The organism is Psychromonas marina (assembly GCF_030161115.1).
In the GTDB taxonomy this organism is placed as follows: Bacteria; Pseudomonadota; Gammaproteobacteria; order Enterobacterales; family Psychromonadaceae; genus Psychromonas; species Psychromonas marina.
Genome location: NZ_BSPQ01000001.1, coordinates 497,318 through 522,385 on the forward strand (window position 1 = coordinate 497,318; position 25,068 = coordinate 522,385).

At 39.5% G+C, this 25,068-nt stretch carries 21 protein-coding genes; 4 read left to right on the forward strand and 17 right to left on the reverse strand.

Annotated elements, in window-relative coordinates:
- Positions 1-10: 10 nt before the first annotated feature.
- The 11 genes from lpxD to rpsB form a co-directional block, all read right to left on the reverse strand.
- On the reverse strand, positions 11-1,033 hold the full coding sequence (gene lpxD / locus QQK09_RS02400; RefSeq protein ID WP_284202514.1) for a UDP-3-O-(3-hydroxymyristoyl)glucosamine N-acyltransferase: 1,023 nt from the start codon (positions 1,031-1,033) through the stop codon (positions 11-13).
- A 10-nt stretch (positions 1,034-1,043) separates the two neighbouring features.
- Complete coding sequence (locus QQK09_RS02405; protein ID WP_284202515.1) at positions 1,044-1,553, reverse strand: OmpH/Skp family outer membrane protein; 510 nt, start codon at positions 1,551-1,553, stop codon at positions 1,044-1,046.
- 70 nt (positions 1,554-1,623) lie between these two features.
- Positions 1,624-4,044: an outer membrane protein assembly factor BamA gene (bamA, locus tag QQK09_RS02410; protein WP_284202516.1), complete on the reverse strand. Its 2,421-nt coding sequence runs from the start codon at positions 4,042-4,044 to the stop codon at positions 1,624-1,626.
- 85 nt (positions 4,045-4,129) lie between these two features.
- Complete coding sequence (gene rseP / locus QQK09_RS02415) at positions 4,130-5,497, reverse strand: sigma E protease regulator RseP (RefSeq protein WP_284202517.1); 1,368 nt, start codon at positions 5,495-5,497, stop codon at positions 4,130-4,132.
- Positions 5,491-6,690 (reverse strand): 1-deoxy-D-xylulose-5-phosphate reductoisomerase, encoded by a 1,200-nt coding sequence (ispC, locus tag QQK09_RS02420; protein WP_284202518.1) that lies wholly within the window; start codon positions 6,688-6,690, stop codon positions 5,491-5,493. The genes rseP and ispC overlap by 7 nt, the downstream gene beginning before the upstream one ends.
- A 3-nt stretch (positions 6,691-6,693) precedes the next feature.
- A complete protein-coding gene (locus QQK09_RS02425) occupies positions 6,694-7,545 on the reverse strand; it encodes a phosphatidate cytidylyltransferase (protein ID WP_284202519.1) in 852 nt (283 codons plus the stop codon).
- A 31-nt stretch (positions 7,546-7,576) separates the two neighbouring features.
- The gene (gene uppS / locus QQK09_RS02430; protein ID WP_431312574.1) at positions 7,577-8,266 is read right to left on the reverse strand and encodes a polyprenyl diphosphate synthase; all 690 of its coding nucleotides are present in this window, start codon (positions 8,264-8,266) and stop codon (positions 7,577-7,579) included.
- Between the two features lie 119 nt (positions 8,267-8,385).
- On the reverse strand, positions 8,386-8,943 hold the full coding sequence (gene frr / locus QQK09_RS02435) for a ribosome recycling factor (protein WP_284202521.1): 558 nt from the start codon (positions 8,941-8,943) through the stop codon (positions 8,386-8,388).
- 76 nt (positions 8,944-9,019) lie between these two features.
- A complete protein-coding gene (pyrH, locus tag QQK09_RS02440; protein ID WP_284202522.1) occupies positions 9,020-9,751 on the reverse strand; it encodes a UMP kinase in 732 nt (243 codons plus the stop codon).
- A gap of 180 nt (positions 9,752-9,931) precedes the next feature.
- Entirely contained in the window at positions 9,932-10,807 is an 876-nt protein-coding gene (gene tsf / locus QQK09_RS02445) for a translation elongation factor Ts (RefSeq protein ID WP_284202523.1), read from the reverse strand.
- A gap of 105 nt (positions 10,808-10,912) precedes the next feature.
- The gene (gene rpsB / locus QQK09_RS02450; protein ID WP_284202524.1) at positions 10,913-11,650 is read right to left on the reverse strand and encodes a 30S ribosomal protein S2; all 738 of its coding nucleotides are present in this window, start codon (positions 11,648-11,650) and stop codon (positions 10,913-10,915) included.
- A 395-nt stretch (positions 11,651-12,045) separates the two neighbouring features.
- Between rpsB and map the strand changes: the two genes are divergently transcribed.
- Both map and glnD read left to right on the forward strand, forming a co-directional pair.
- On the forward strand, positions 12,046-12,837 hold the full coding sequence (map, locus tag QQK09_RS02455; protein WP_284202525.1) for a type I methionyl aminopeptidase: 792 nt from the start codon (positions 12,046-12,048) through the stop codon (positions 12,835-12,837).
- Positions 12,838-12,918: 81 nt separating this feature from the next.
- The gene (glnD, locus tag QQK09_RS02460) at positions 12,919-15,531 is read left to right on the forward strand and encodes a [protein-PII] uridylyltransferase (RefSeq protein WP_284202526.1); all 2,613 of its coding nucleotides are present in this window, start codon (positions 12,919-12,921) and stop codon (positions 15,529-15,531) included.
- Between the two features lie 38 nt (positions 15,532-15,569).
- Here the strand turns inward: glnD and QQK09_RS02465 are convergent, their stop codons facing one another.
- From QQK09_RS02465 to QQK09_RS02490, 6 genes are all read right to left on the reverse strand, one after another.
- Complete coding sequence (locus tag QQK09_RS02465) at positions 15,570-16,622, reverse strand: ABC transporter ATP-binding protein (RefSeq protein ID WP_284202527.1); 1,053 nt, start codon at positions 16,620-16,622, stop codon at positions 15,570-15,572.
- On the reverse strand, positions 16,622-18,172 hold the full coding sequence (locus QQK09_RS02470) for an ABC transporter permease (RefSeq protein ID WP_284202528.1): 1,551 nt from the start codon (positions 18,170-18,172) through the stop codon (positions 16,622-16,624). Before QQK09_RS02470 ends, QQK09_RS02465 begins: the two co-directional genes overlap by 1 nt.
- 73 nt (positions 18,173-18,245) lie before the next feature.
- Positions 18,246-19,262 (reverse strand): Fe(3+) ABC transporter substrate-binding protein, encoded by a 1,017-nt coding sequence (locus QQK09_RS02475; protein WP_284202529.1) that lies wholly within the window; start codon positions 19,260-19,262, stop codon positions 18,246-18,248.
- Positions 19,263-19,724: 462 nt separating this feature from the next.
- Positions 19,725-21,101 carry a sigma-54-dependent transcriptional regulator gene (locus QQK09_RS02480; RefSeq protein WP_284202530.1) on the reverse strand — a complete coding sequence of 459 codons (1,377 nt, stop codon included), beginning with the start codon at positions 21,099-21,101 and terminating at the stop codon, positions 19,725-19,727.
- Between the two features lies 1 nt (position 21,102).
- Positions 21,103-22,218, reverse strand: a complete 1,116-nt coding sequence (locus QQK09_RS02485) for a sensor histidine kinase (RefSeq protein ID WP_284202531.1) — start codon at positions 22,216-22,218, stop codon at positions 21,103-21,105.
- 178 nt (positions 22,219-22,396) lie between these two features.
- Entirely contained in the window at positions 22,397-23,842 is a 1,446-nt protein-coding gene (locus tag QQK09_RS02490; protein WP_284202532.1) for a sigma-54 dependent transcriptional regulator, read from the reverse strand.
- A gap of 340 nt (positions 23,843-24,182) precedes the next feature.
- Here QQK09_RS02490 and fliS point away from each other — a divergent pair, with 340 nt between their 5' ends.
- Together fliS and QQK09_RS02500 are read left to right on the forward strand one after the other, a co-directional pair.
- On the forward strand, positions 24,183-24,578 hold the full coding sequence (fliS, locus tag QQK09_RS02495; protein WP_284202533.1) for a flagellar export chaperone FliS: 396 nt from the start codon (positions 24,183-24,185) through the stop codon (positions 24,576-24,578).
- 25 nt (positions 24,579-24,603) lie between these two features.
- Positions 24,604-24,903 (forward strand): hypothetical protein, encoded by a 300-nt coding sequence (locus QQK09_RS02500; protein ID WP_284202534.1) that lies wholly within the window; start codon positions 24,604-24,606, stop codon positions 24,901-24,903.
- Positions 24,904-25,068 lie beyond the last annotated feature (165 nt).

A 25,068-nucleotide genomic window follows, 5' to 3' on the forward strand; every position in this document is an offset into this window, starting at 1 on the left:
TGAATATTCCTTAGTCTTTATCTTGTAATTGTTTTTCAAGTTGCTTCACACGTTTAAATAGATCTTCTATTTTTAACATATAAGCTGTATTTTTTCGCCACTGTCTATTTTCAATTGCAGGTACACCTGAAGAGTATATGCCTGCTTGGTCAATATTACGCACTACCATGCTATCACCAGTGATAACCACGTTATCCGCAATAGTTAGATGGCCATTCATCGCCACGCCACCACCTATAATACAGCTTTTACCAACTTTAGTGCTGCCCGCAATGTTAGAGCCCCCTGCAATCGCAGTATGCTCTCCAATAACAACATTGTGTGCAATTTGGCACTGGTTATCAATTTTTACACCATCTTTAATGATTGTGTCAGAAAGTGCACCACGGTCGATCGTTGTGGATGAGCCGATCTCGACATCATCACCAATAATAACCTTACCTATTTGTGGTATTTTCACCCACTTTCCTTGGTATGGTGCATTACCAAACCCATCACTGCCCACCACGCTATTTGCATGAATGATACATCGTTCACCAATTTGGCAGTCATGATAAACCGTTACATTAGGGTAGATCTTAGTCTGTTTATTAATTTTAACCTGCTGACCAATCACTACATTTGCAAATATCTGGCAATTATCAGCAATTTCAACATTAGCGCCAATCACCACATTTTCAGCGATTGCAACGTTATTTCCAATTTTCGCGCTACTATCAATCTGTGCAGAATCAGCGATGTTAACCGCTAAATTCGGTGTAGTATCAAAGATAGAAGCCAGCATCGCATAACCCACATAGGGATTATCCATAAACAATGCATTACCTTGATAGCCAGCCATTACAGCAGTCGGTAGCACAATGGCACTAGCATGACAGTTTGCAAGTTGTGATAATAATTTCTTATCTGAAACAAAGGTGATATCTCCCTCTGCAGCACTATCAAAAGTTGCTAACCGCTTAATAACCAGTGACTCATCACCAACCAGTTGTGCGCCTAATAACCCAGCTAATTGCGCTAATGTTTGTGTCATATCGATCTACCTATTTTTTACTAATTTCTTCAATAATTAAGTCTGAGATATCGTACCCAGGTTTTGCATAAACAACCTGTTCGCCATTTAAAATGATATCGAAACCTTCTTCTTTGGCTACGTCATTGATAACGTCACGTACTAAAACAAGTGCTTTTTGTTGCTCTTCACCTTGACGACGACGGTTATCTTCTTCAAATGCTTTACGATTTAACTTGTACTCAGAAAGTTTAACTTCAACTTTACGTTGCATTGCAGTCACTTCATCATTGTTCATTAATTCGCCATCACGCTTTAACGTTTGCTCGATTTTAGTGATCTCTTCTTCAAGCTTTTGCAGAGCGACGTAACGTCCTTTAAATTCATCTTCTAGCTTTTTAATAATACGCTCACGTTGTGGTGACTCTTTCATGATTTTAGAAGGAAAAACAACCCCTACTTTTTGCACATCGGCAGCATTTACTACTGGAATAGAGATCATCGCTACTGCTAATGTTGCTGCTTTTAAAAAGGTCTTCATACTGTTTTGCTCCATAGAAAAAATAAATTATAAATTAAAAAAACAAGCCTTTCAGGCACTTAAAAAATAGTTAGAAAGTATCACCAATATTAAACGAGAATACTTCAGTTCTATCGCCTTCATACTCTTTTAATGGCCATGCAAGTGTAAATACTAACGGTCCCATCGGAGATACCCAAGTTAACTGCGTCCCCATTGAAACACGTATTCTACCTGGTTTCGAGAAATCGCCAAAATACTCACAGTTATATGAACAAGTTAGTTGGCTATAATAGTCGTGATCAAACTCAGTATCCCATACCTCACCCGCATCAATAAACAAACTACTACGCACTTGTCGTGTATAAGCTTCATCTAAGAAAGGTACCGGGAAAATAACTTCAGCACTGACAGTATATTTAGCATTACCACCTACTGCATTATCAGTCAGCAACATTGTACTATTACCCGCAGATTCGCCTTTGTACATTGCACGCGGACCGACTGTATTACTTGAGAAGCCACGTATTGTTCGATAACCACCTGCATAATAGTTTTCAAAGAAAGGCAGAATTTGATCGTTACCTTCAAATTTACCATAGCCGTTTCCGTAACCTAAGGTACCACGTAAAAGTGTTGTCCATTCCCCATCATCGGTAATACGCTGGTAGTTACTGATATCAAAGTTAACTTTGAAATATTGTAAATCAGAACCAGGAATAGTCATCTTCGCCCATAGGTCATGTTTCATACCTTGTGTTGCCATGCGTCCTTTATCCTGGTTATTGCGCGTCCATTTAGCGGTAATATCAAAATCTTGGAAGCTGGCTGAACTATCACCCTCAAGCTGTGAGCTATATATATCCCAAAACAGACTTAACTGCTCATAGGCCTTAAGTTGTGAAATGGTATTATTTTCCCAACCTAAGCTAAATCCTAAGCGGTTAATTTCATTAACCGGGAATCCCATGTTGAAACGTACACCATAAGTTGTATTGGTATAATCAACAATATTTGCTTCACCCGCTTCAAATAGATCATAAAACACACGCACACCGCCACTCACACCATCTTTGGTCAAATAGGGGGTGGTATAGTTCACATTAACACTGCGATTATAGTCATTAAATTTAACTTCGAACCCCAGTTTGTCACCAGTACCTAAGAAGTTATCTTGGCTAATACCACCGCTTAAGCTTAACCCTGATTCCGTACCGTAACCGACACCAGCATTAAATGAACCAGATGCTTGCTCTTCTACATTGACGTTTAAGTCCACTAAATCATCGCTCACTCGTTCAGTATTAATATCAACCTGTGAAAAGAAGCCTAAACGATTTAAACGATTTTTAGATAACTCTATGCTCTCACTGGATAACCAACCACCTTCCATCTGACGCATCTCACGACGCAACACAACGTCTGCTGTAGTAGTATTACCTGAGATATTAATATTACGAACATAGCCACGTTGTCCAGGTTCCACAGAGAAACTTACGATGACCGTATTAGTTTCGTCATCTACTTCTGGGTAAGTGACTATTTGAGGGTAAGCATAACCCAAACGTCCAAAATACTTGCGGATGCTTTGCTCTGTAAAGGCCACTTGTGAAGCGGCATAAACATCCCCTTCAGCAAAAGGAACTAACGATTCAATTGCTTCATCATTACCTAATAGGTCACCGATGAATTGAACACCACCAATTTTATAGATATCGCCTTCATTCACATTAACGGTCACATAAACACCTTTTTTATTCGGCGTTAAGGCAACTTGAGTGTCATCGATATTAAAGCGGATATAACCACGATCTAAGTAATAACTTTTGATGACTTCTAAGTCACCGGCTAATTTTTGCTTTTGGTAGTTATCATCAGCGAAAAAATCCCACCAACCACCAGAGTCGGACAAAGTGAGTCTTTTTAACAGTGTTTGGTCAGAGTAAACCGTATTACCGACAACATTTATTTGTTCTATCTTCGCTGTTAATCCTTCACGGAAAACAAACTGAATTGAAACGCGATTACGTGGAAGAGGGGTAACAACCGTTTCAACCTGAGCGCTATATTTACCCACGCTGTGGTAAAAGTCTTCTAAGCTTTTTTCGATGCCAGATAGGGTTGTTCGATCAAGGGGCTCACCCACTTGAATCGCAGATGAACCGAGAGAATCTAAAATTTGCTCTTCACTTAATTTATCATTACCAGAAAGGCCAATATTACTGATCGTCGGGCGCTCTTTAACCTTAAAGATAAGTACATCACCCGCACGTTCTAATTCAATGCTTTCAAAATGGCTACTTGCATAAAGTTTTTTCACCGCTTGAGCAAGTTGGTAATCATCAACTAAGTCCCCTTCGCGTATTGGTAAGCTTAATAATGCAGCCCCTAATGTTACGCGTTGCAACCCTTCAAATTGAAGATCTGAAATAGTTATTTTTTCAGCCAATGACACCATTGAAAAACAGCTACTGAAGGCAAATGCGGTTGCTAGTAAATATCTCTTGAACATCTTTATATGAATCCCTTATAACACTTATGCTGTGTTTTTATTTAAGCCCGTATTTTATAGGCTTCTATAATGATTTATCAAACTATTACAGTAAATTAAAATCGTTCAATATCGCGATACTCATCAGTGCCATTAAAATAGCACCACCGATTTTAAAGCCAACCTCTTGAATTTTTTCCGGTACAGGCTTCCCTGTTATCACTTCAACAAAGTAATAAAGCAGATGTCCGCCATCCAAAACAGGCAGTGGTATTAAATTCATTAACCCCAGATTGACACTAATCAACGCTAAAAAGCCAAGAAAATATTCAATACCATAATCTGCACTTGCACCGGCGCCTTTAGCAATTGAGACTGGACCACTCAGATTTTTAACTGAGATATCACCTGTCACTAATTTTATTAAGGTATCAAAGGTGAGTTTGGTTAATTGACCTGTCTTTTCAACCCCTCTAACAAAAGCATCAATAGGACCAAATTGAAGCTTTACTCGATAAGCATCTGGATATGGTTCAACAACAGGTGATACACCAATCACTCCATTGCCAGTAGCCGCCTGTAATTTAGGTGTTAATGATAACGTAGATAAAGTTGATTCTCTTTCAATTTGCAATGCTAATGTGGTATTGGCATTTTGCTGAATTGCGCTAACAAACTGCGACCAATCTTGAAGAACAATACCATCAACAGCAATAAGCTTATCACCCGCTCTTAATCCAGCTTGAAAGCCAGCACCATCTGTAGTGGCCTCTGCAACTTGTAAATGTACTTGAGAACGATAAGGCAACAACCCTAAACTACGAATAATCGATTCTGTTTTTGGATCAAACACCCAATTCGACAGTGAGACCTTAACTATCGAGATAGGTTCAACCAACTCATTGGTTAGCGATTTTATTGTGATATCAAACCCACTCTCACCAATCTGACTTACAAGGGCTAAATTTAATGCTTCCCAATCGCCAACGGCAGTTTCGTTAATCGCCATAATTTGAAAACGTTGCTGCGCAGGGATATGTTCACTTATCACCGACATGGGTGAATCTGCCGTAACACCTTGAATGACAGGTTTAGCGCTATTAACACCAACCAAATACATCAAAAAGAAAGCGACAATAGCGAGGGCAAAGTTAGCAAGTGGACCTGCTGCGACAATGGCAATTCTTTGCCAAACCGTTTTGTTGTCGAAGGCAAATTGTTGTTGATCTTCAGGCACACTTTCAACTCGGCCATCCAACATTTTAACGTAACCACCTAGGGGGATCGCAGCAATCGCAAATTCCGTGCCCTGTTTATCGGTACGCTTAAATAAGACCTTACCAAAACCGATAGAAAAACGATGTACTTTTACGCTACAACGTCTTGCTACCCAGAAATGACCATACTCATGAATGGCCACCAAAATACTCAGGGCAACAATAAATGCGCCTAAGTTCCATAACATCGTTAACATAAAAGATCTCGTTGTATCATATTAAGTGCAGCGTCTTTAGCCTGTGTATCAATTTCTAACAGCTGTTCGATTGCACTGATTTCACGCGTCTCGGTCTGTTGTAATACACGATCAACTAACTGAGATATTTGCGTGAATTTAATGTTACCCGATAAAAAGGCATCAACAGCAACTTCATTGACTGCATTTAACACAGTGGTCGCATGTTGACCTTGATAACAGGCATCCATTGCTAATTTTAAACATGGGTAGCGTTCAAAATCAGGCGCCATAAAACTAAACTCAGGGGAACTAAAAAAATCTAAATGCCCAACACCACTTTCAATACGCGTCCCCCCACCCATAACATGGGCAATAGGGGTGCGCATATCAGGATTGCCCATTTGTGCAATCACACTACCATCAATATATTGCACCATTGAATGAATGACTGATTGCGGGTGAATAATGACCTGTAGTTGTTCGCGTGATGCATTAAATAACCAACGCGCTTCGATATACTCGAGCCCTTTATTCATCATGGTCGCTGAATCAATCGATATTTTTTGTCCCATCGACCAATTAGGGTGTTTAATCGCTTGAGCAGGCGTAATAGTAGGAAATTCTGATAAGGATTTATTTAAGAACGGACCACCCGACCCAGTGAGTAATATTTTAGAAACACCTTCGCCACGTAAGTCACAGTGGCCAATACTCTCTTGCAAAGCCGGAGAAAGCGCTTGATATATCGCATTGTGTTCGCTATCTACAGGCCATAGTTTTGCACCTGACTTTTTAACGGCATCGATAAATAACTGCCCAGACATCACTAGTGATTCTTTGTTCGCGAGAAATATCTCTTTACCCGCTTCTACTGCTGCTAATGTTGTTTTTAAACCAGCACCACCAACAATAGCGGCCATCACTGCATCAATCTCATTACTTTGTAATAGCTGTAATAAGGCTTGTTCGTCATTGATAAGTTGCGAATTACAATTGCTATGCTTTAATTTATTAGCTAATTCAGATGCTGCTACAGGACAACTCATTGCAACATAGGTAGGATTAAATTCTGTGCATAATAACAGCATCTTATCGACACTTTTAGAAGCAACTAACAGTGTTACATTATAGCGTTCTGGGTTACTGCGGCAAACACTAAGGGTACTGGCTCCGATAGATCCAGTTGCTCCTAAAATGGCTAAATTTTTCATTTATTAGTTTAACCACAGCAGATAAGTAAGAGCAAATACTGGCACTGCCGCTGTTAAGCTATCAATACGATCTAAGATACCGCCATGTCCTGGTAATAGGTTACCACTATCTTTTAAGCCAGCCTCACGTTTAAAGATGCTTTCACTTAAATCACCCAATGCAGAAACAAGCGTTGTAATCAGTGACGCAACAAAAAACAGTGCCATTTTATCTTCAGTAATATCCAGTAAAATACTACCAACAAAAGCAACAACCATCGCGCTCACTACGCCACCAACAAAACCTTCAATGGTTTTACCCGGGCTTACGTTAGGTGCTAGTTTATGTTTGCCAAAAGCTCTGCCACAAAAGTATGCGCCACTATCTGCAGCCCAAACCAGTGAGAATACAAATAATAATAATGCGCCACCATAATAGAAATCATGATGAATATTTACCGAACGTAATGTTACCATCGCCCAGAAGAAAGGGATTAATGTCAATAGGCCAAATAGAGCCTTAATACTTTTACTTCGTGCCCAAGCGGCACTTTTCGGATAAGTCACAACCAAAACTAATGAAACGAACCACCAAATTGCAGCGCCAATTAACCCGTAATGAATAAGCGGATTAACCCCTTCTGCTGTCCATAATTGCCCGATAGGCAATAATAAAAGTGTGATTGCTAATACAAAACCGAAGATGTAAAGGATTGGGCTAGAAACTGATTTAGGATTAACAAAGGAAGCCCACTCTTTACTACCAAGCAAAAAGATAACAGCGGTAAACAGCATGAAAAATTTAAGCGGTAATAAAAAAATGCCCGCGATAGCAAGTGGCGCCAAAAATAGTGCCGTAATAATTCGTTGTTTCACAGAAACGTCCTGTTAAATTTAGTTATAAAAATCAGCGACGAGCAACTTGCTCACTGGTTTGCCCAAAGCGACGTTCTTTGCTGGCAAATACATCCAGTGCATCTTGAAATGCATCGGCATTGAAGTCTGGCCATAAAACATCACAGAAATAAAGTTCTGCATATGCCATTTGCCACAATAAAAAGTTACTAATACGATGATCTCCACCCGTACGAATCATAAGATCTACTGCGGGTAAATGACCTAACGTTAGCGTGTTATGGAATCGTTCTTCAGTGATATCATCTATTGCTAAATCACCTTGCTTCACCAATGTTGCAATCTGTTTAGTCGCTTGGGTAATGTCCCAACGACCACCATAGTTAGCGGCAACATTTAATGCCAGCCCACTATTATTTTCGGTATCCTTTTCAGCCTGAAGTACCTTTTTCTGTAAACGTTCGCTAAAAGCTGAGATGTCACCGATAATTTTTAATTTAATATTATGCTTTTGTAGCTTTTTAACTTCACTGCCTAAGACGGTGAAAAAGAGCTCCATTAACATATTGACCTCTTTTTCAGGTCGTTTCCAATTTTCACTACTAAACGCATAAATAGTTAATGCTTGAACTTTTTTTTCTGCAGCAAAAGAGATCGCTTTACGCAGTGACTTGACGCCATGCTTGTGCCCAAAAACACGATGCTTACCTTTGCTCTCTGCCCAACGACCGTTACCATCCATTATGATAGCAACATGTTTTGGCAATATTTGTTGTTCTGTCACAGCGTTTACTCGTACCTTATAAAGTAGTAAAGAGAGCAAGAAAAAAATTTTCCTGCTCACAAAGTTATCGCGAAGTATTAAACTTCCATCAACTCTTTTTCTTTCACTGCTAATAGGTCATCAACAAGCTTAACGCTATCGTTAGTTGCTTTTTGCACTAACTCTTCGCCTTGACGCTGTTGATCTTCACTGATCTCTTTCTCTTTTTCTAACTCTTTCAAGTCGCCATTTGCATCACGACGAATATTACGGATCGCAATACGACAGTTCTCTGCTTCACCACGAACAACTTTGATTAAGTCTTTACGACGCTCTTCTGTTAATGGAGGAAGAGGAATACGAATAACCGTACCAGCAGACATTGGATTTAAACCTAGGTTTGAGCCCATGATCGCTTTTTCAACAGCAGCAATTAATGTCGCGTCAAATACCGTCACTGTCAGTGTACGAGAATCTTCAGTCGATACGTTACCTACTTGGCGAAGTGGTGTATTGCTGCCGTAGTATGGCACCATAATGCCATCTAATAAGCTAGGGTGTGCACGACCGGTGCGGATTTTAGCTAATTGGCCTTTAAACGACTCGATGCTTTTACCCATGCGTGATTGTGCATCGTCTTTAATTTCATTGATCATATTCTTTTCCCAAAATATTTAATATTATCTGTTCTTTTTATAACGACAGTTATAACGTTAACTAACCGAAATACAACTATGCACAATGTGTAATAGTTGTGCCTTCATCTTCGCCTAATACCACACGGCTTAATGCGCCTGGTTTATTCATATTGAATACACGAATCGGTAAACTGTGGTCACGCGCTAATGTAAATGCAGCTAAATCCATTACTTGCAGCTCTTTTTCAAGCACTACTTGGTAATCGATCTGTTTATAAAGTGTTGCTTCTGGATTTTTCACCGGATCCGCATCATAAACACCATCAACTTTGGTGCCTTTTAACACGGCATCCGCTTCGATTTCAATGCCGCGTAAACAAGCAGCAGAATCCGTTGTAAAGAATGGGTTACCAGTACCAGCAGCAAAAATAACGACAGTGCCTAATTTAAGGTATTTAATCGCTTCTGCCCAGTTATAATCATCACAAACACCATTTAATGGGATCGCAGACATTAAACGCGAGTTAACATGTGAACGATGCAATGCATCACGCATCGCTAAACCATTCATAACCGTTGCTAACATACCCATATGATCGCCAACAACACGATTCATTCCAGCTTCCGCAAGACCAGCACCACGGAAAATATTTCCGCCACCGATAACCAGGCCAACTTGTACACCAGCTTCGATTAGCGATTTTATCTCTAACGCCATACGGTCTAAAACGGTTGGGTCAATACCAAACCCTTCCTCACCAACAAGTGCTTCACCACTTAGTTTTAATAAAATACGACGGTAAGCTGATTTTGGATTAGTGCTCATAAAATTCATTCCTCTATGGGGGGCTATTAGCAATTACATTAATAAATTGTTTAAATATTAAACGACTTATTAATGAAATTTCAACAACTTATCTCGTACTTTAAATGTAAAAGAACCGCAGAGCTAGCCGCGGTTCCTATTTTTACAACAAACTTCAAGCTTATTGTTTAGAAGTAAAGATTACTGACCAGCTGCTGCTAGTGTAGCTGCAACTTCTGCTGCGAAATCTTCTTCTTTTTTCTCAATACCTTCACCAACTTCAATGCGGATGAAAGTTTCAACGTCTGCGCCAGCATCTTTAAGAAGCTTAGCAACTTTGATTGAAGGATCTTTAACAAACGGTTGACCAGTAAGGCTCACTTCACCAGTGAATTTAGCCATACGACCTGTAACCATTTTTTCAGCGATCTCAGCAGGTTTACCACTATCGATAGCGATCTGTAGTTGAATCTCTTTCTCTTTAGCTACTACTTCAGCTGGAACATCGCCCGGCTTAACGTATGTAGGAGAAGCAGCTGCAACATGCATAGCGATGTCTTTAGCAAGGTCTGCGTCGCCGCCAGTAAGTACAGAGATAACACCGATTTTACCGCTGTGTACGTATGCGCCAAGGTTTTCACCTTCAACGATTTGTAAACGACGGATAGAGATGTTTTCACCGATTTTAGCAACAAGGTTAGCGCGCGCTTCTTCAACAGTGATGTCGTCGTATGCTAGTGCAGCTAGTGCTTCAAGATCAGTTACTTTATTTGCTAGTGCGATATCAGCAACTTTATTAGCAAATGCTAAGAAGCTTTTATCCATACCAACGAAATCTGTTTCACAGTTAATTTCAGCGATAAGAGCAACAGAAGTGCCTTCAGTTTTCGCTAAAACAACACCTTCAGCTGCAATACGGCCAGCTTTTTTAGCTGCTTTGATTGCACCTGATTTACGCATGTTTTCAATTGCAAGCTCGATGTCGCCATCTGCTTCAACCAATGCTTTTTTACAATCCATCATGCCCGCTGCTGTGCGTTCACGAAGTTCTTTAACTTGCTTAGCTGTAATAGCCATTGTCGAATTCCTAATATTTGTCTACAAAAAAAAGGGGAGCCTAAACTCCCCTGATAACTAACCATCATTTGATTAGTTAATAAGAGCTTCTAAATTTAGAAGAACTTATTTCTCAGCTGTTTCTTCAACAAAACCGTCTGCTTCTGCTGCGATTGCAACGTCTGCTTGACGACCTTCTTTAACAGTCAGTGCAGCTGCATCTAAGTACAGTTTGATAGCACGGATAGCATCATCATTACCAGGAACAACGAAATCGATGTTATCTGGGCATGAGTTAGTATCTACAACAGCGATAACAGGGATTCCTAGGTTATTCGCTTCTTTAATTGCAATGTGCTCGTGATCAGCATCGATTACGAAGATTACATCTGGGATACCGCCCATGTTTTTGATACCACCAAGTGTTTTTTCAAGTTTCTCTAATTCGCGAGTACGCATTAGCGCCTCTTTCTTAGTTAACTTTTCAAAAGTACCATCTTGGCTTTGAACTTCAAGGTCTTTCAGACGTTTGATCGATTGACGAACTGTTTTCCAGTTAGTCAACATACCACCTAACCAACGGTGATCAACATAGAATTGGTCACAGCTGATTGCAGCTTCTTTAACCGCTTCTGATGCAGCACGTTTAGTACCAACAAAAAGAACTTTACCTTTTTTAGCCGCTTTTGCTTCTAAAAAGTTAAGTGCTTTGTTGAACATTGGAACTGTTTGCTCAAGGTTGATGATATGAACTTTATTACGTGCACCGAAAATGAATGGCTTCATTTTTGGGTTCCAGTAACGAGTTTGGTGACCGAAGTGTACGCCAGCTTGTAGCATGTCGCGCATTGATACTGTTGCCATTTTGAATTTCCTTTAGTAGGGGTTAGGCCTCCACGCATCCCGCAAACTCGACCAGTTTCAACAAGTTGAAAGCAGCACCCCGAGTTACGTGTCGATACGTGTGTGTTATTGTAATTACTACTGTTGTCCCCCTTCATATAAATGAAAAAAAGTAACAACTAATAGTAATAAGTTAAGTGAGTCTTAATCGCTCAAAATTGAACTATTAAACTCGATGCGCTTTATATCACATTATGTCAATTAACTCAAATATTGTCCTATCAGTTTTTGACGAAATAGTTGTTTTTTTATTCCTCCCCTTACAAATAAAGAGGTTAAACTTCACTAGCGCGTATCACTATATTTCTTTATAGTTCTACTATTAACTATCTAAACAAATAAAGAAGAGAAATAAGATGGCAGCTATCATAAAAACAAGTGACGAAATCGAGAAAATGCGCATTGCAGGGAAACTAGCAGCGGACGTATTAGCCATGATTGAACCTTTTATTAAGGTAGGTGTAACAACCAACGAATTAGACAAAATTTGTCATGACTACATTGTTGATGTACAAGGCGCAATTCCAGCCCCTTTAAACTACCATGGTTTCCCTAAATCGATCTGTACCTCTTTAAACCATGTTGTTTGTCACGGTATTCCAAATGATAAAGCCCTCAAAGAGGGAGATATTATGAATGTTGATATCACCGTCATTAAAGATGGTTACCACGGTGATACTTCAAAAATGTTCATTATTGGTCAATCAATCGCAGGAGATCGTTTATCTCGTATTGCTCAAGAGTGTCTATACCTAGGTATTAACATGGTTAAACCAGGCGCACGTCTAGGTGATATTGGTGCTGCGATTCAAAAACATGCAGAATCAAATACCTGCTCTGTAGTACGTGAATATTGTGGACATGGTATCGGCATTGGTTTCCATGAAGAACCACAGGTTTTACATTACGGTAAAAAAGGTACTGGTGAAGTATTACAAGCGGGTCAATGCTTTACTATTGAACCAATGATCAATCAGGGCAAAAAAACCGAAGCCTGCAGAGTACTAAAAGATGAATGGACTGTTGAAACACGCAAAAAAGTCCTATCAGCACAATGGGAACACACATTATTAGTAACAGAAACAGGTGTTGAAATTTTAACACTGCGCCCAGAAGAGACTATTGAGCGTATTATTAACCACAATTAAGCTAAACACGATTAATCGTTGCTATTAACACTCTCTGACTCAACTTGAGTTAGGGAGTGAATATCCCAACCAGAGGTATACATGGACTTTGAACACCTTTCCCCACTAAAAATCAGCGCAGACAATCTCACTATTCCCTTTCTCAAAAAGCACCATCTAGATTTTAATGATTGGCAAATTGAAGCATTTAAAAACAAACATGATATTACTCTGCTTGTAAAACAACGTGCACGTTATATTGATGAACTATTAACACGCTTATGGGATTTTGTGGGATTAAGCGAAAGCTACGATCTCGCACTAATAGCAGTGGGTGGATATGGCAGAGGGGAACTGCACCCTAAGTCAGATATTGATCTATTAATTCTTTCTGAGTCCGGTTTTAGTGAGCAGTCAGAACAAAAGATAAGTCAATTTATCACTCTACTATGGGATCTTAAGCTCGATGTAGGACAAAGTGTCCGTACCTTGCAAGATTGTTATGAGCAGGGTCAAACTGATATCACCATAGCAACGAGCATGCTTGAAGCACGCTTTTTAATCGGCAATAAACAAACCTTCAAGAAGTTACAAGAAACATTAGAAAATGATTCATTTTGGCCTTCAGATAAGTTCTTTATCGCCAAAAAAGAGGAACAGATCGGCCGCCATAAAAGCTGCCATGGTGATGGTTATAGCTTAGAGCCCGATATCAAAAATGGCCCTGGTGGCTTGCGCGATCTACAAACAGTTGCTTGGATATCAAAATGCCATTTTAATGCACACAGCTTATTAGAGCTAACTACGTTCAATTATATTACCCCCGGTGAATACCGAGAGTTAGTCGATTGCCAAACTTTCTTGTGGACGATTCGTTTTGCGTTACATACGGTCACTAAACGCCCTGACAATAGATTACTCTTTGATTTTCAGAGTGAGGTTGCTGCACTTTTAGGTTATACAGGACAAGCTAACGAAGCCATTGAGCAGATGATGAAGGCATTTTATCAAACCATTCATCGCGTTAAAGAGCTCAACGATATGTTGTTGCAATATTTCGACGAAGCGATTTTAGGCAACTTAAACCAAAAAATAGAAAGTATTGACCAACACTTTCAACTTCGCGATCAGATGATAGAGCTAAAAACCCCCTATCTGTTTAGTGATCGCCCAGAAACCATTCTGAGTCTATTTTTGCACATCGCCAACGATGCGCGTGTTCAGGGCATCTACTCTCCGACACTACGTGAACTGCGTGAAGCGCGACGATGTTTAACGCAGTGGTTACAGAACATTCCAGAGTGTCGCATTATTTTTATGGAGATTATGCGCCACCCTCGCGGTATGGGACTAGCACTCACGTTAATGCATAAATATGGCGTATTAGCCGCTTATATCCCGCAATGGAGCCGTATCGTTGGTCAGATGCAGTTTGACCTATTTCATGCCTATACAGTTGATGAACACACTCATAAATTAATTAAAAACATCTATAACTACCCAGCTAATAAAGAGACCCATCCCTTAGCGCATGAGCGCTACAACTATCTGGAAAAACCTGAACTGCTATTTTTAGCCGCCATTTTTCACGATATTGCCAAAGGGCAAAAAGGTGACCACTCAACATTAGGCGCTGTTGATGCCTGTGCATTCTGTGAATTACATGGATTAAGTCGTTACGAGAGTAAATTTGTAGCATGGTTAGTAAAAGAACACCTTACTATGTCGGTGACTGCGCAACGTCGAGACATCAGTGATTCTCGTGTGATCATGGAATTTGCACAGCTAGTTCGCGATGAAAAACACCTTAATTATCTGTTCTGCTTAACCGTTGCCGATATCTGTGCCACCAATGAAGACACTTGGAATAGCTGGAAAGGTACGTTAATGCGTGAACTTTATTACAGCACACAAAAAATGCTCCGCCGTGGTGTAGAAAACCCACCAGACATTCGTGACAGAATACGAGATAGGCAGCGTAAAACACTCTCTGCACTACTTGAAGTTGGCATTGAAGAGAAAAATGTAAAGCCGTTATGGAAACGTTTTAACTTAAACTATTTCTTCCGTTATCATTCGCGACAAATTGTGTGGCATACCACGAATCTATTGCAGCATAAAGATCACAGCCAACCGATGGTATTAATCAGCGACAAAAATGAGCGCGGTGCAACAGAGATCTTTGTTTATCATAAAGATATGCCAGCTCTTTTCTCTTCTGTTGTTACTGAAATAGACAATAAAAAACTCAGCGTGCATGATGCAAAGATTCTGTCTAGTCGAGATGACTTCTCGCTTAGTACCTTTACCGTTTTAGAACAAGATGGTGAGCATATTGACCCTGACAAGATACAACGCTTAAAAGCCGCTATTGAGCGCGGTTTGATTGCACCAGAAACAGTCAACTGCCAACAAACACGCTTAATGCGCATTAAACGCCAATTTAAATTTGAGCCAGAAATCACCTTCTTACCTACCAAGCGTAAACGTACTCAAATTGAGATTATCGCCTTTGATGCGCCAGGTATTTTGGCAAATATTGGTGAGGTTTTTAGAAGCAGTGGTCTGATGTTAGATACGGCTAAAATCACCACGATTGGTGAACGAGCAGAAGATCTATTTATCGTCTCGACGGAAGATGGGGATGCATTAACCGAACAGCAAGAGGCAAACTTAAAAGCGAATTTAATTGCAGAGTTAAGCCCAGATAGCTAGCAAAAATCGGAGAGCAGTTAATCTTGCTCTCCGGTCAATTAGTCGTTAAACAGCACAAAATCATGGTTAATAATAGAAAGGTTGACGCGATCTCCAATCTGGTAGCCTTCCTGTAAATTATTCTGTTTAACAACATATAACTTACCCTTAAAGTTAACAGTAAATTGTTGAAAGGCACCGAGAAAATCAACATCAACAATCGCCCCCACTCCCTCTACCGCAATATTGATCGCAATTTGTTCAGGACGTAATAATAGTTGCAAAGAGCTGCCCAGTGGATGCTTAACCGCACTATCATTAATCAATTGACCAAAATCAGAGAGTAATTGATTATCCGCTGCCACTTGTACATCGATATAATTACTGGTGCCCATAAAGTCAGCAACGTAACGAGAACTAGGCTGGCTATACAGCTGCTGAGGTGCACCTATCTGTATTATTTTTCCTGCTCGCATCAAGGCGATTTTATCTGCAAAGGCAAAACCTTCCTCTTTAGAGTGAGTCACAAATAGTGCACTCATCGCATGCTTTTTAAGTAACAGGCGAATCTCTTTGATCAGCTTAAAACGAACATGCTGATCAAGGTTTGAAAAAGGTTCATCAAGTAGCATTAACTCTGGTTGATAAGCAAGCGCTCGTGCGATGGCGATACGTTGCTGCTGTCCACCAGAAAGTTGATGTGGGAAGCGTTCAGAAAACTCGCTTAGTTGCACTAGCGCCAATACTTTCTCTACACGTTCTCTTTTTGCTTCTTTACCCATTTTTTGCAATGAAAATGCAATATTATCAAACACACTTAGGTGAGGGAAAAGTGCATAATCCTGAAAGATAAGACCGACTTTACGTTGTTCAGGCGCGAGATTAATCGACTCTCCATTTACCCGATTACCATTAATGGTAATATCACCATGGATATTGTTCTGTAAACCAGAAACCGCACGTAACAGCGTTGTTTTACCACAACCACTCTCTCCTAATAAACAAACAATTTCATTATCTTGTAACTCTAGATCCAGATTTTTTAAAATATGGTTTTTTTGCTTATTTTCTTGGTAAAAGCAGTTTAAATTTTTAATCACTAACGCAGACATTAACTTGCCTTCTCTAATAAACGATTTACAACAATAAAGGGAATTAATCCCATCAACACAATTAACAATGCAGGTAATGCGGCATATTCAATCATCTCGTCAGAGACAAATTGATAAACATAAGTTGCCAATGTTTCAAAATTAAAAGGACGTAATAACAGTGCAGTCGGTAGTTCTTTCATCGCTTCAATAAACACTAAAATAAATGCAGTCAGCATCCCTTTTTTAATGAGGGGTAAATTCACACGGCGAATAGTTTGCCCTGCGGTTTGACCTAATGAACGCGATGCCAGATCAAGTGAAGGAGCAACTTGTTCTAAACTACTGCCAATACTGCCCACAGCAATTGCACTAAAACGGACCAAATAACCGATCACCAAAATAAATAGTGTGCCAGAGAATATAAGTCCTACGCGTGAAAAACCAAATTCAACAAGCTGACGATTAAACCATAAATCTAAATGCGTAAATGGAATTAATACTGCAATAGCGACCACTGTTCCCGGTACTGCGTAACCTAACGATGATAAACGAATACATGTTTTAGCAAGCAAACCCGGCGCGAGACGTTGATAAAAATTAACAATTAGACCAATCAGTAACGCGAGAGAAGCCACAATAGAAGCTAACCAAAAACTGTTCAGTGTATATTGCCAAAGCTGCGCATTAAGCGAGACTGCAAAATAACTAAACGCATAATAGATGAGTACACTAAGCGGCAGAATAAAAGCTAAGAACAATAAGCCCCACAAAAAAGCTAACACTGAAAATTTACGCCATCCAATTAATTCAAAACGTAAATCGGTATGTGTTGCGCCACTACGCTGATAAATTTTCTGTTTGCGGCGACTATGCCCTTCTAAACCGATAAATATCACCAACGCTAATAACATAATAGAGGATATTTTTGCAGCAGTGGTTAAGCTGCCCAATTCTAACCAGGTATCATAAACGGCGGTGGTTAACGTATGCACTGCAAAATAGTTTACCGTTGCAAAATCCCCTAATGTTTCCATGGCAATCAACGATAACCCGACCGCCATAGCAGAACGAGACAGAGGAAATGAAACACGCCTAAAGGCTTGGAAAGGTGACAGGCCCAATGTGCGAGCGGCTTGAAACAATCCGCCTGATTGACCTAAAAAAGCACTACGTAATAATAGATAGAGATAGGGGTATAGCGCCAACGCTAAAATAACCATCGCACCATAAATAGTACGAATATCAGGGAAATAATAGTCACTGACTGATTGCCAGTGCATAAACTCACGAAGAAACTGCTGAACAGGCCCACTAAAATCTAATAGATCCGTATAAACAATAGCAACAATATAGGGGGGGAGCGCCAATGGTAGCATTAATGCCCATTGCAATATTGAGCGACTTGGAAACTCACAGCAGGAGATAAACCAAGCGCTAGGCAGTGCAAAACAGAAGCTAAGTAATAATACCCCTGCAATAACCTTCAGCGTAGTAAAGGTATAATCGAACAAAACAGTATCGATAAGGTGTTGAAAACTACTACTCTCATCAACGGAAAAAGCACTCATTACGAGTGCTATTATCGGCATAACTAATAAAAAAGTTACCCCCCAAGGGAGTAACTTATAAAACCAAGATTTGTTAGAGATCAAACTTCACTTCATCCAATAATTTAACAGCAGCTTGATGCTGTTTAGCGATTTCTGCAAGCGGTAAAGTATCCGCTTTAAATTGTCCCCATGATGCAACCAATTTTGAAGGTTGTACACTTACTTTTACAGGGTATTCGTAATTAACTTCCGCATACATCTGTTGAGCAACATCATCAGACAAAAATTCAATCAATTTAATAGCATTGGCTTTATTCGGAGCGTATTTAGTTAATACAACACCGCTTACATTAACATGGGATCCGGTTGTGTTTTGGTTTGGAAAGTTAATATTAACGGCTTCTGCCCAGCTAACTTGTTTAGGGTCTGCTAACATTTTTCCTAAGTAGTAGTTATTACCTAATGCATAATCACATAGACCATCTTTTACTGCTTTAACTTGTGCGCGATCATTGCCCTGTGGTTTGCGGGCAAGATTAGCTTTAACACTTTCAAGCCATACTTTAGCGTTAGCCTCACCTTCATGTGCAATCACAGAAGCCACCAATGACACGTTATAAGGATGTTTACCTGAACGAGTACAAATTTTACCTTTGAACTCTGGTTTTGCTAGATCTTGATAAGTAATATCAACAGGACCAATTCGCTCAGATGAAGAATAGATATTACGTACACGTGTAGTTAATGCAAACCATTGATTCTCTGGATCACGGTACTGACTTGGGATATTACTGTTTAACTTTTCGCTTTGGATCGGTTGCGTTAAATCTTGGCTAGTTAATGAGACTAGACGGCTAATATCAGTAGTAAGTACCACATCGGCCGGTGATAATTCACCTTCGCGTTTAACACGTTCGATCAGACCTTTATTTGCAAATAAAATGTTAACTTTAATACCCGTTTGCTCTGTGAATTTCTCCATAATAGGTTCAATTAAAAAAGCTTGTCGAAAAGAGTAGATATTCACCTCTTCTGCAAAGGTAGAAAATGAAGCAGTGGTTAATGCAATCATCGCGGCGCTACGAGCAAATAGTTTTTTAGGTGACATATAATTCATCCGAATGGTAATGGTTATCAATATAAAAACATTCTAATGATAACGATTACTGTTTGCAATAGTTTGTTTTATTTTTCATGTTTTAATGAACCCAATAATTTTTCATTGCTGGTGTTTTTAGTATTTATTTTAGCGAAATAGCATGCATTTAACGTAATGTTCACATGGAGATAGAAAAATCAGTATATTAATTATCCCCAAATAAGCAGTCAAGAAAATATCAGTCTATTTAACCAGAGTGGCCACACGGTTACATTAACACTTACTATTAATAGTAGTATCGATGATATTAAAAAGGACGCTAGGGTGATTTAAACGTTGCAGTTATTTTAAAACTTGTTTACCTGACCATAAAAAATCAAAGCTGTTAGCTTAAAAACAACAAAGGCACATTAAATTGTAAGTTTTGCTGATAGAAACAGGCTTTAAACTACCTAGTCTTTAGCTTTCTGCTTAGACTGGTAACGCAATACCTTGCTCTTTCATTCTTGCAATTTTATAACGTAAGGTACGCGGACTAATCCCTAATAATTCAGCAACATCTTTTCGCTTACCAGAACAACTTTGTAATGCCTCCAAAATTATTTTTTGTTCTTGAACCTTAAGTCCTTTGCCAAGTGCAGCAGGTTCAATCATTGCCTCTATTTTTACCTCCTCAACATGTTGCTCAACGATTTGTTGTGCCTCGCAAATATGCTCAAACTGAATATCCTCTAGAATCAACACCGAGACGTCAATTTTTTGACCGTCAGATAATATCAGTGCGCGTTGCATGACATTATCGAGTTCACGCACATTACCAGGCCACGGATAAGCTAATAATAACGATTTAGCTTGTTCTGTTAATATAGGGATTGGTTGATGTTGTGCTAATGCATGACGTGATAAAAGGTGTTCTGCTAACGGTAAAATATCCCCCTTACGTTTATTGAGTGGCAACCATTGCAGTGGGAATACATTTAAGCGGTAATAAAGATCTTCTCTAAAAGTGCCATCATCAACCGCTTTTTTAAGGTCTCTATTACTGGTAGCAAGAACACGAATATTGAGTTTAATGGTTTTACGGGATCCTAAACGTTCAACCTCACGTTCCTGTAAAACACGTAATAATTTAACTTGTAGATCCAACGGCATTTCGGTTATTTCATCTAGTAAAATAGTGCCATTTTGAGCCTGTTCAAATTTACCTGGACACGCTTGTACTGCGCCTGTAAATGCCCCCTTTTCATAACCAAATAGTGTTGATTCGAGCATGCTATCCGGTATTGCGCCACAGTTAATCGCTATAAATGCTTCTTCACTTCGTGCAGATTGATCATGCAAAAAACGTGAAAGCACTTCCTTGCCGCTACCACTGGGGCCAGTTATCATTACCGATGCATCACTTAGCGCGACTTTACTGGCCATTTTAAACATCTTCTCGGTACTGCTATCGCCATAAATAGGGGTGCATGATTCCACTTTATGCACAGCTACATAACGGCTTACTTGGCTCATTAATACTTGGGGCGAGAAAGGTTTGGCTAAATAGTCAATGGCACCATCACGAATCGCATTGACGGCATCATTAATCGTTGCATAGGCTGTCATCAATAACACAGGTAAAGTTGGATATTTAGCTTTAATATTTTGTAGTAACGTTAAACCAGACATTCCCCCCATCTGTATATCACTGATCACCATGTCAAAGTTTTGCTGATTCAATATGATCAATGCCGCTTCACCACTATCAACTTCATCACAGTGATAGCCCGCTAATAACAGCGTATCAACAAGCGCCTCACGTAAGCCCGCATCATCTTCAACAACTAATAATCTTCCCTGTGACATATTAACTTCCCACCGCTTGATTAAGGGCTATATTTTTATACTCGCCGACACGATGTAGCGGCAGCACCAAGGTAAAACAACTGCCTTTACCAAACTCTGACTTTACTTCTACGCTACCCTTATGTGATTGAGCAATCGACTGTACAACGGCTAAACCAAGCCCTGTGCCCTGTGATTTGGTAGTGTAAAATGCTTCCATCACCTTAGCGATATCCTGTTTTTCAATACCAGGACCATTATCCATCACTGAAATTTCGACCTCTCCCTCACCACGGCGCTGCGTACTGACATAAAGCTGTACCCCTTTTCCAGTCGCTTCAACTGCATTAGAGATAAGGTTGGTCATTGCACTCGCGAGCGCACTTTTATTCGCCATAATGATAAGGTCAGGATCCGGTAAACGGCACTGCATATGGCCACCAACCTGCATTAACATCGTTTCACTGGCATCTTTTACTTGTTCAAACAGTGCCACTAACGAGACCTCTTCAATAATTTTTCGATCGCCACTGCGTGCAAAAAGTAACATATCATTTACCTGCGTCTCTAGGTCATTTAAACGATTCATCAGTTTGCCTTGAAAACGCGAGCGTGAACTTTCTGTCAGGGTTTTATTCGCAAGGTTAGCGCCATATAACATCGCAGCGGAGAGTGGTGTTCTGATTTGATGTGCTAATGAAGCCACCATTTTACCGAGCGATGAAAGGCGTTTAAGTTTTGCAACATGCTCTTGCAGTTGACGTGTATCGGTCAGGTCAGTTAATAAAATAAGTTGACCAGGACGACCATTGAGTGAAGAGATTGAGAGCTGAATCCGGCGACCATTTTTTAATGAAATCTCATGACCATCATCATTTTTTGGTGCAAAAGAGCGATCAATGATATCACTCCAAAGCTGACCTTTAAGTGGCTCACCAAGTAACGTAAGCGCAACACGATTAGCTTGCTCGACAATTCCATTACCATCAATCACGATAAGCCCTGAGGGTAATTCGCTATACAGTTGGTCCATATAAGCCGCTTGTGCACGTAACTGTGTTAATTCACCAGCAAATGATTCTTGTTGTAACACACTGTTATCGTCTTGGGAATTCTGCTCTGGCTTATCACTGGTCATTTTATCACCTACTTAAAAGTTTGCTCTGACAAGCTTTAAGCACAATTTATGCCAACACAGAAAACCTCATTAAAAACAGCAAATTAAAACACCTTAGCCACAAAAATGACAGCTAAAAAAGCCCATATTAATGGGCTAGCAGTTATTACTTAACAGAGGTGAAGTGGCTAAATATCAATCAACCATCTTTATTTAATCCATATTTTTTCATTTTTTCAACTAAAGTTGTACGACGCATCGAAAGTAGTTCAGCTGCATGGGAGACAACACCATCTTGGCTTTCAAGTGCTTGACGAATCATCTCTATTTCAAATTCAGTGATCTTATTTTTTAAATTCATTCCCTCTGGAGGAAGATGCCCTAAAAACCCTTGTGAACCATCAAACACATCTGCGTCTTCGACAACAACAGGTGCTCCACCAAACATGCCGGATAACGCATCACGCTCAGCTAACAATTCTTGTTCTTCGCTAAACTGTATCTGTTCAACCTCTTCACCTTGGGCATCGAGATAACGATACTTGATAGGCAGATCATTTAGGTCAATAATTTTATTCGCATGAAGAATAAGTAGTCGCTCTAAAAGATTTGAAAGTTCGCGTACATTACCCGGCCAATTATGTTGCATCAGAGAATCAAGGGCGCGTTGTGTAAAACGTAATGTCGCTTTATGATCCACTTCATGACGTGATAATAACTCTTGCAATAATAGAGGAATATCTTCCTGTCGTTCACGAAGAGCAGGCTTTTCAATAGGAAAAACATTTAGTCGATAATAAAGATCTTCGCGGAACTCACCTTTCTCTATAAGAGCTTCTAAATTACGATGGGTTGCTGCAATAACACGTACATCAGCCTGTAATGATTTAGTACCACCGACACGTTCAAAGGTACGCTCCTGTAAAACACGTAATAATTTCACCTGCATCGGCATTGGCATATCGCCGATCTCATCCAAGAAAAGAGTACCACCAGCAGCTAATTCAAAACGCCCTTTACGTGATGAGAAAGCGCCCGTAAAGGCTCCTTTTTCGTGTCCAAATAGCTCACTTTCTAACAGCTCAGCAGGAATAGCACCACAGTTTACGGGTACAAAAGGGCCTTTTTTGCGATTAGAGACGTCATGGATTGAGCGAGCAACGACCTCTTTACCCGTGCCTGACTCGCCTAAAATGAGTACGTTAGCTTTGCTATCTGAAACCTGCTCAATAAGATAACGTATCTCTTGGATGCGCGCCCCACGGCCAACTAATGATTTGGTCAGATAATTATTGGATTTTTGTAATTTTTTGCCGGGATTATGAAATGATTGGCAGTAATGCAACAGTTGTGTGAGCTGCTCATAAACAATCGGTAATGTTAATGTACCAATATGATTATTCAGAGAGAGAGCTTTAACGCCTTGCAGTGTCAAAAATGGTAATTGAGAAAAGCGAGTCGAGATCTCTTCAGGAAGTGCATCACCGTAAATAATTGCAAGTGGTTTACGCTCATCAACACGTTTTGATAGGCATGCTTTTTCAACAGCTTCACATGCTTCACCAACAAAGTGCAATACGGTTTTTAAAACATCGAATTGCTTTGCTTCCATTGCCACTAAATAGACTGGCGCTCTTTCTTCCATAGAATAGACTCACTAAATTTAAGTTTGCGCTATTTTATGCCACTTTTTAGCAAATAGGGACTTTAAAAGTCAAAAACATGACGATGTCTATTAAATGACAAATGGATATTGATTTGACTTGAAATATGTTCAAAAAAATAGTTAATAACAGAGGCCTTGCAGATAGGCTTAAATATTGCATAATAAATACAGTAATAAAGACTGGATGTCAGTGTGCTTCAGTAAGTTCACTAAAACAGAACACAAATAAACTTAAAACCATTGATAATAAAGATATATTTATATGTGGTTATGGTAACTGTTTACAATAAATTTTAAATGGGTAGTAAAGGAAAATATTATGCGTCGCTCTATTCAACAATATCAAAGCACAAATCTTTCACATATCGAACAAGCTGATCCTCATACTCTTATTTCATTAATTATGCAGCATATACTCGGTAATTTGGCTGGTGCAAAAGGGGCTATCGATCGTAAAGAAATAGAAAATAAAAATAAAATGCTCGGTAAAGTCATCGGTTTGATTGGTGAGCTTCAAGATAGCTTAGATATGGAAAAAGGCGGAGAGATTTCAACCAATTTATATAGCTTATATGCTTATATGATAAGCCAAGTAACCCAAGCGAATATAAAAAATGATGTCTCACTATTAACGGAGGTTATCTCGCTGATTTCTGAAATAAAATCAGGGTGGGATGGTATTCCTCAAGATATTCGTCAACAATATAATCGCTAGTTTTGATGCCTAATAAGAGATAATAATGACTAACAGCCAAGCACAACTTGAGCAGCTTTTTGAACTTGAAAAACAACTCCATACCCTGTTAGATGATGAATTGTATAGCCAGTTTCAACAGCAGCAGGTGCTTTTTAGTGATAAAATAAACCACCTGCTTGATAGTCAACCTGAAGCGCAGCTAATCGATAATCTTGAACAACTAAAAAAGCTTGATCATGCTGTTCAGTCATTGCAAATGCGTGCAGATGATTGCTTTAAAAGCTTAAAAGAGAAGTCATTATTGATGCAACGTAACAAAAATAAAATAAAGGCATATAAATAAGCACAATCAATAACGTTGCTTTTATTTTATTACGCTTAGATCAAAATAAAGAATAGGTAATAATGCTCTGTCGTTAAATTTGGTAATGCAGATGAAACAGATTTCAGCGTGACCGAAGATGGGCTAAAAGCGGCAAGATTTTGCCCTTTGCTGTAAATAGCGAAA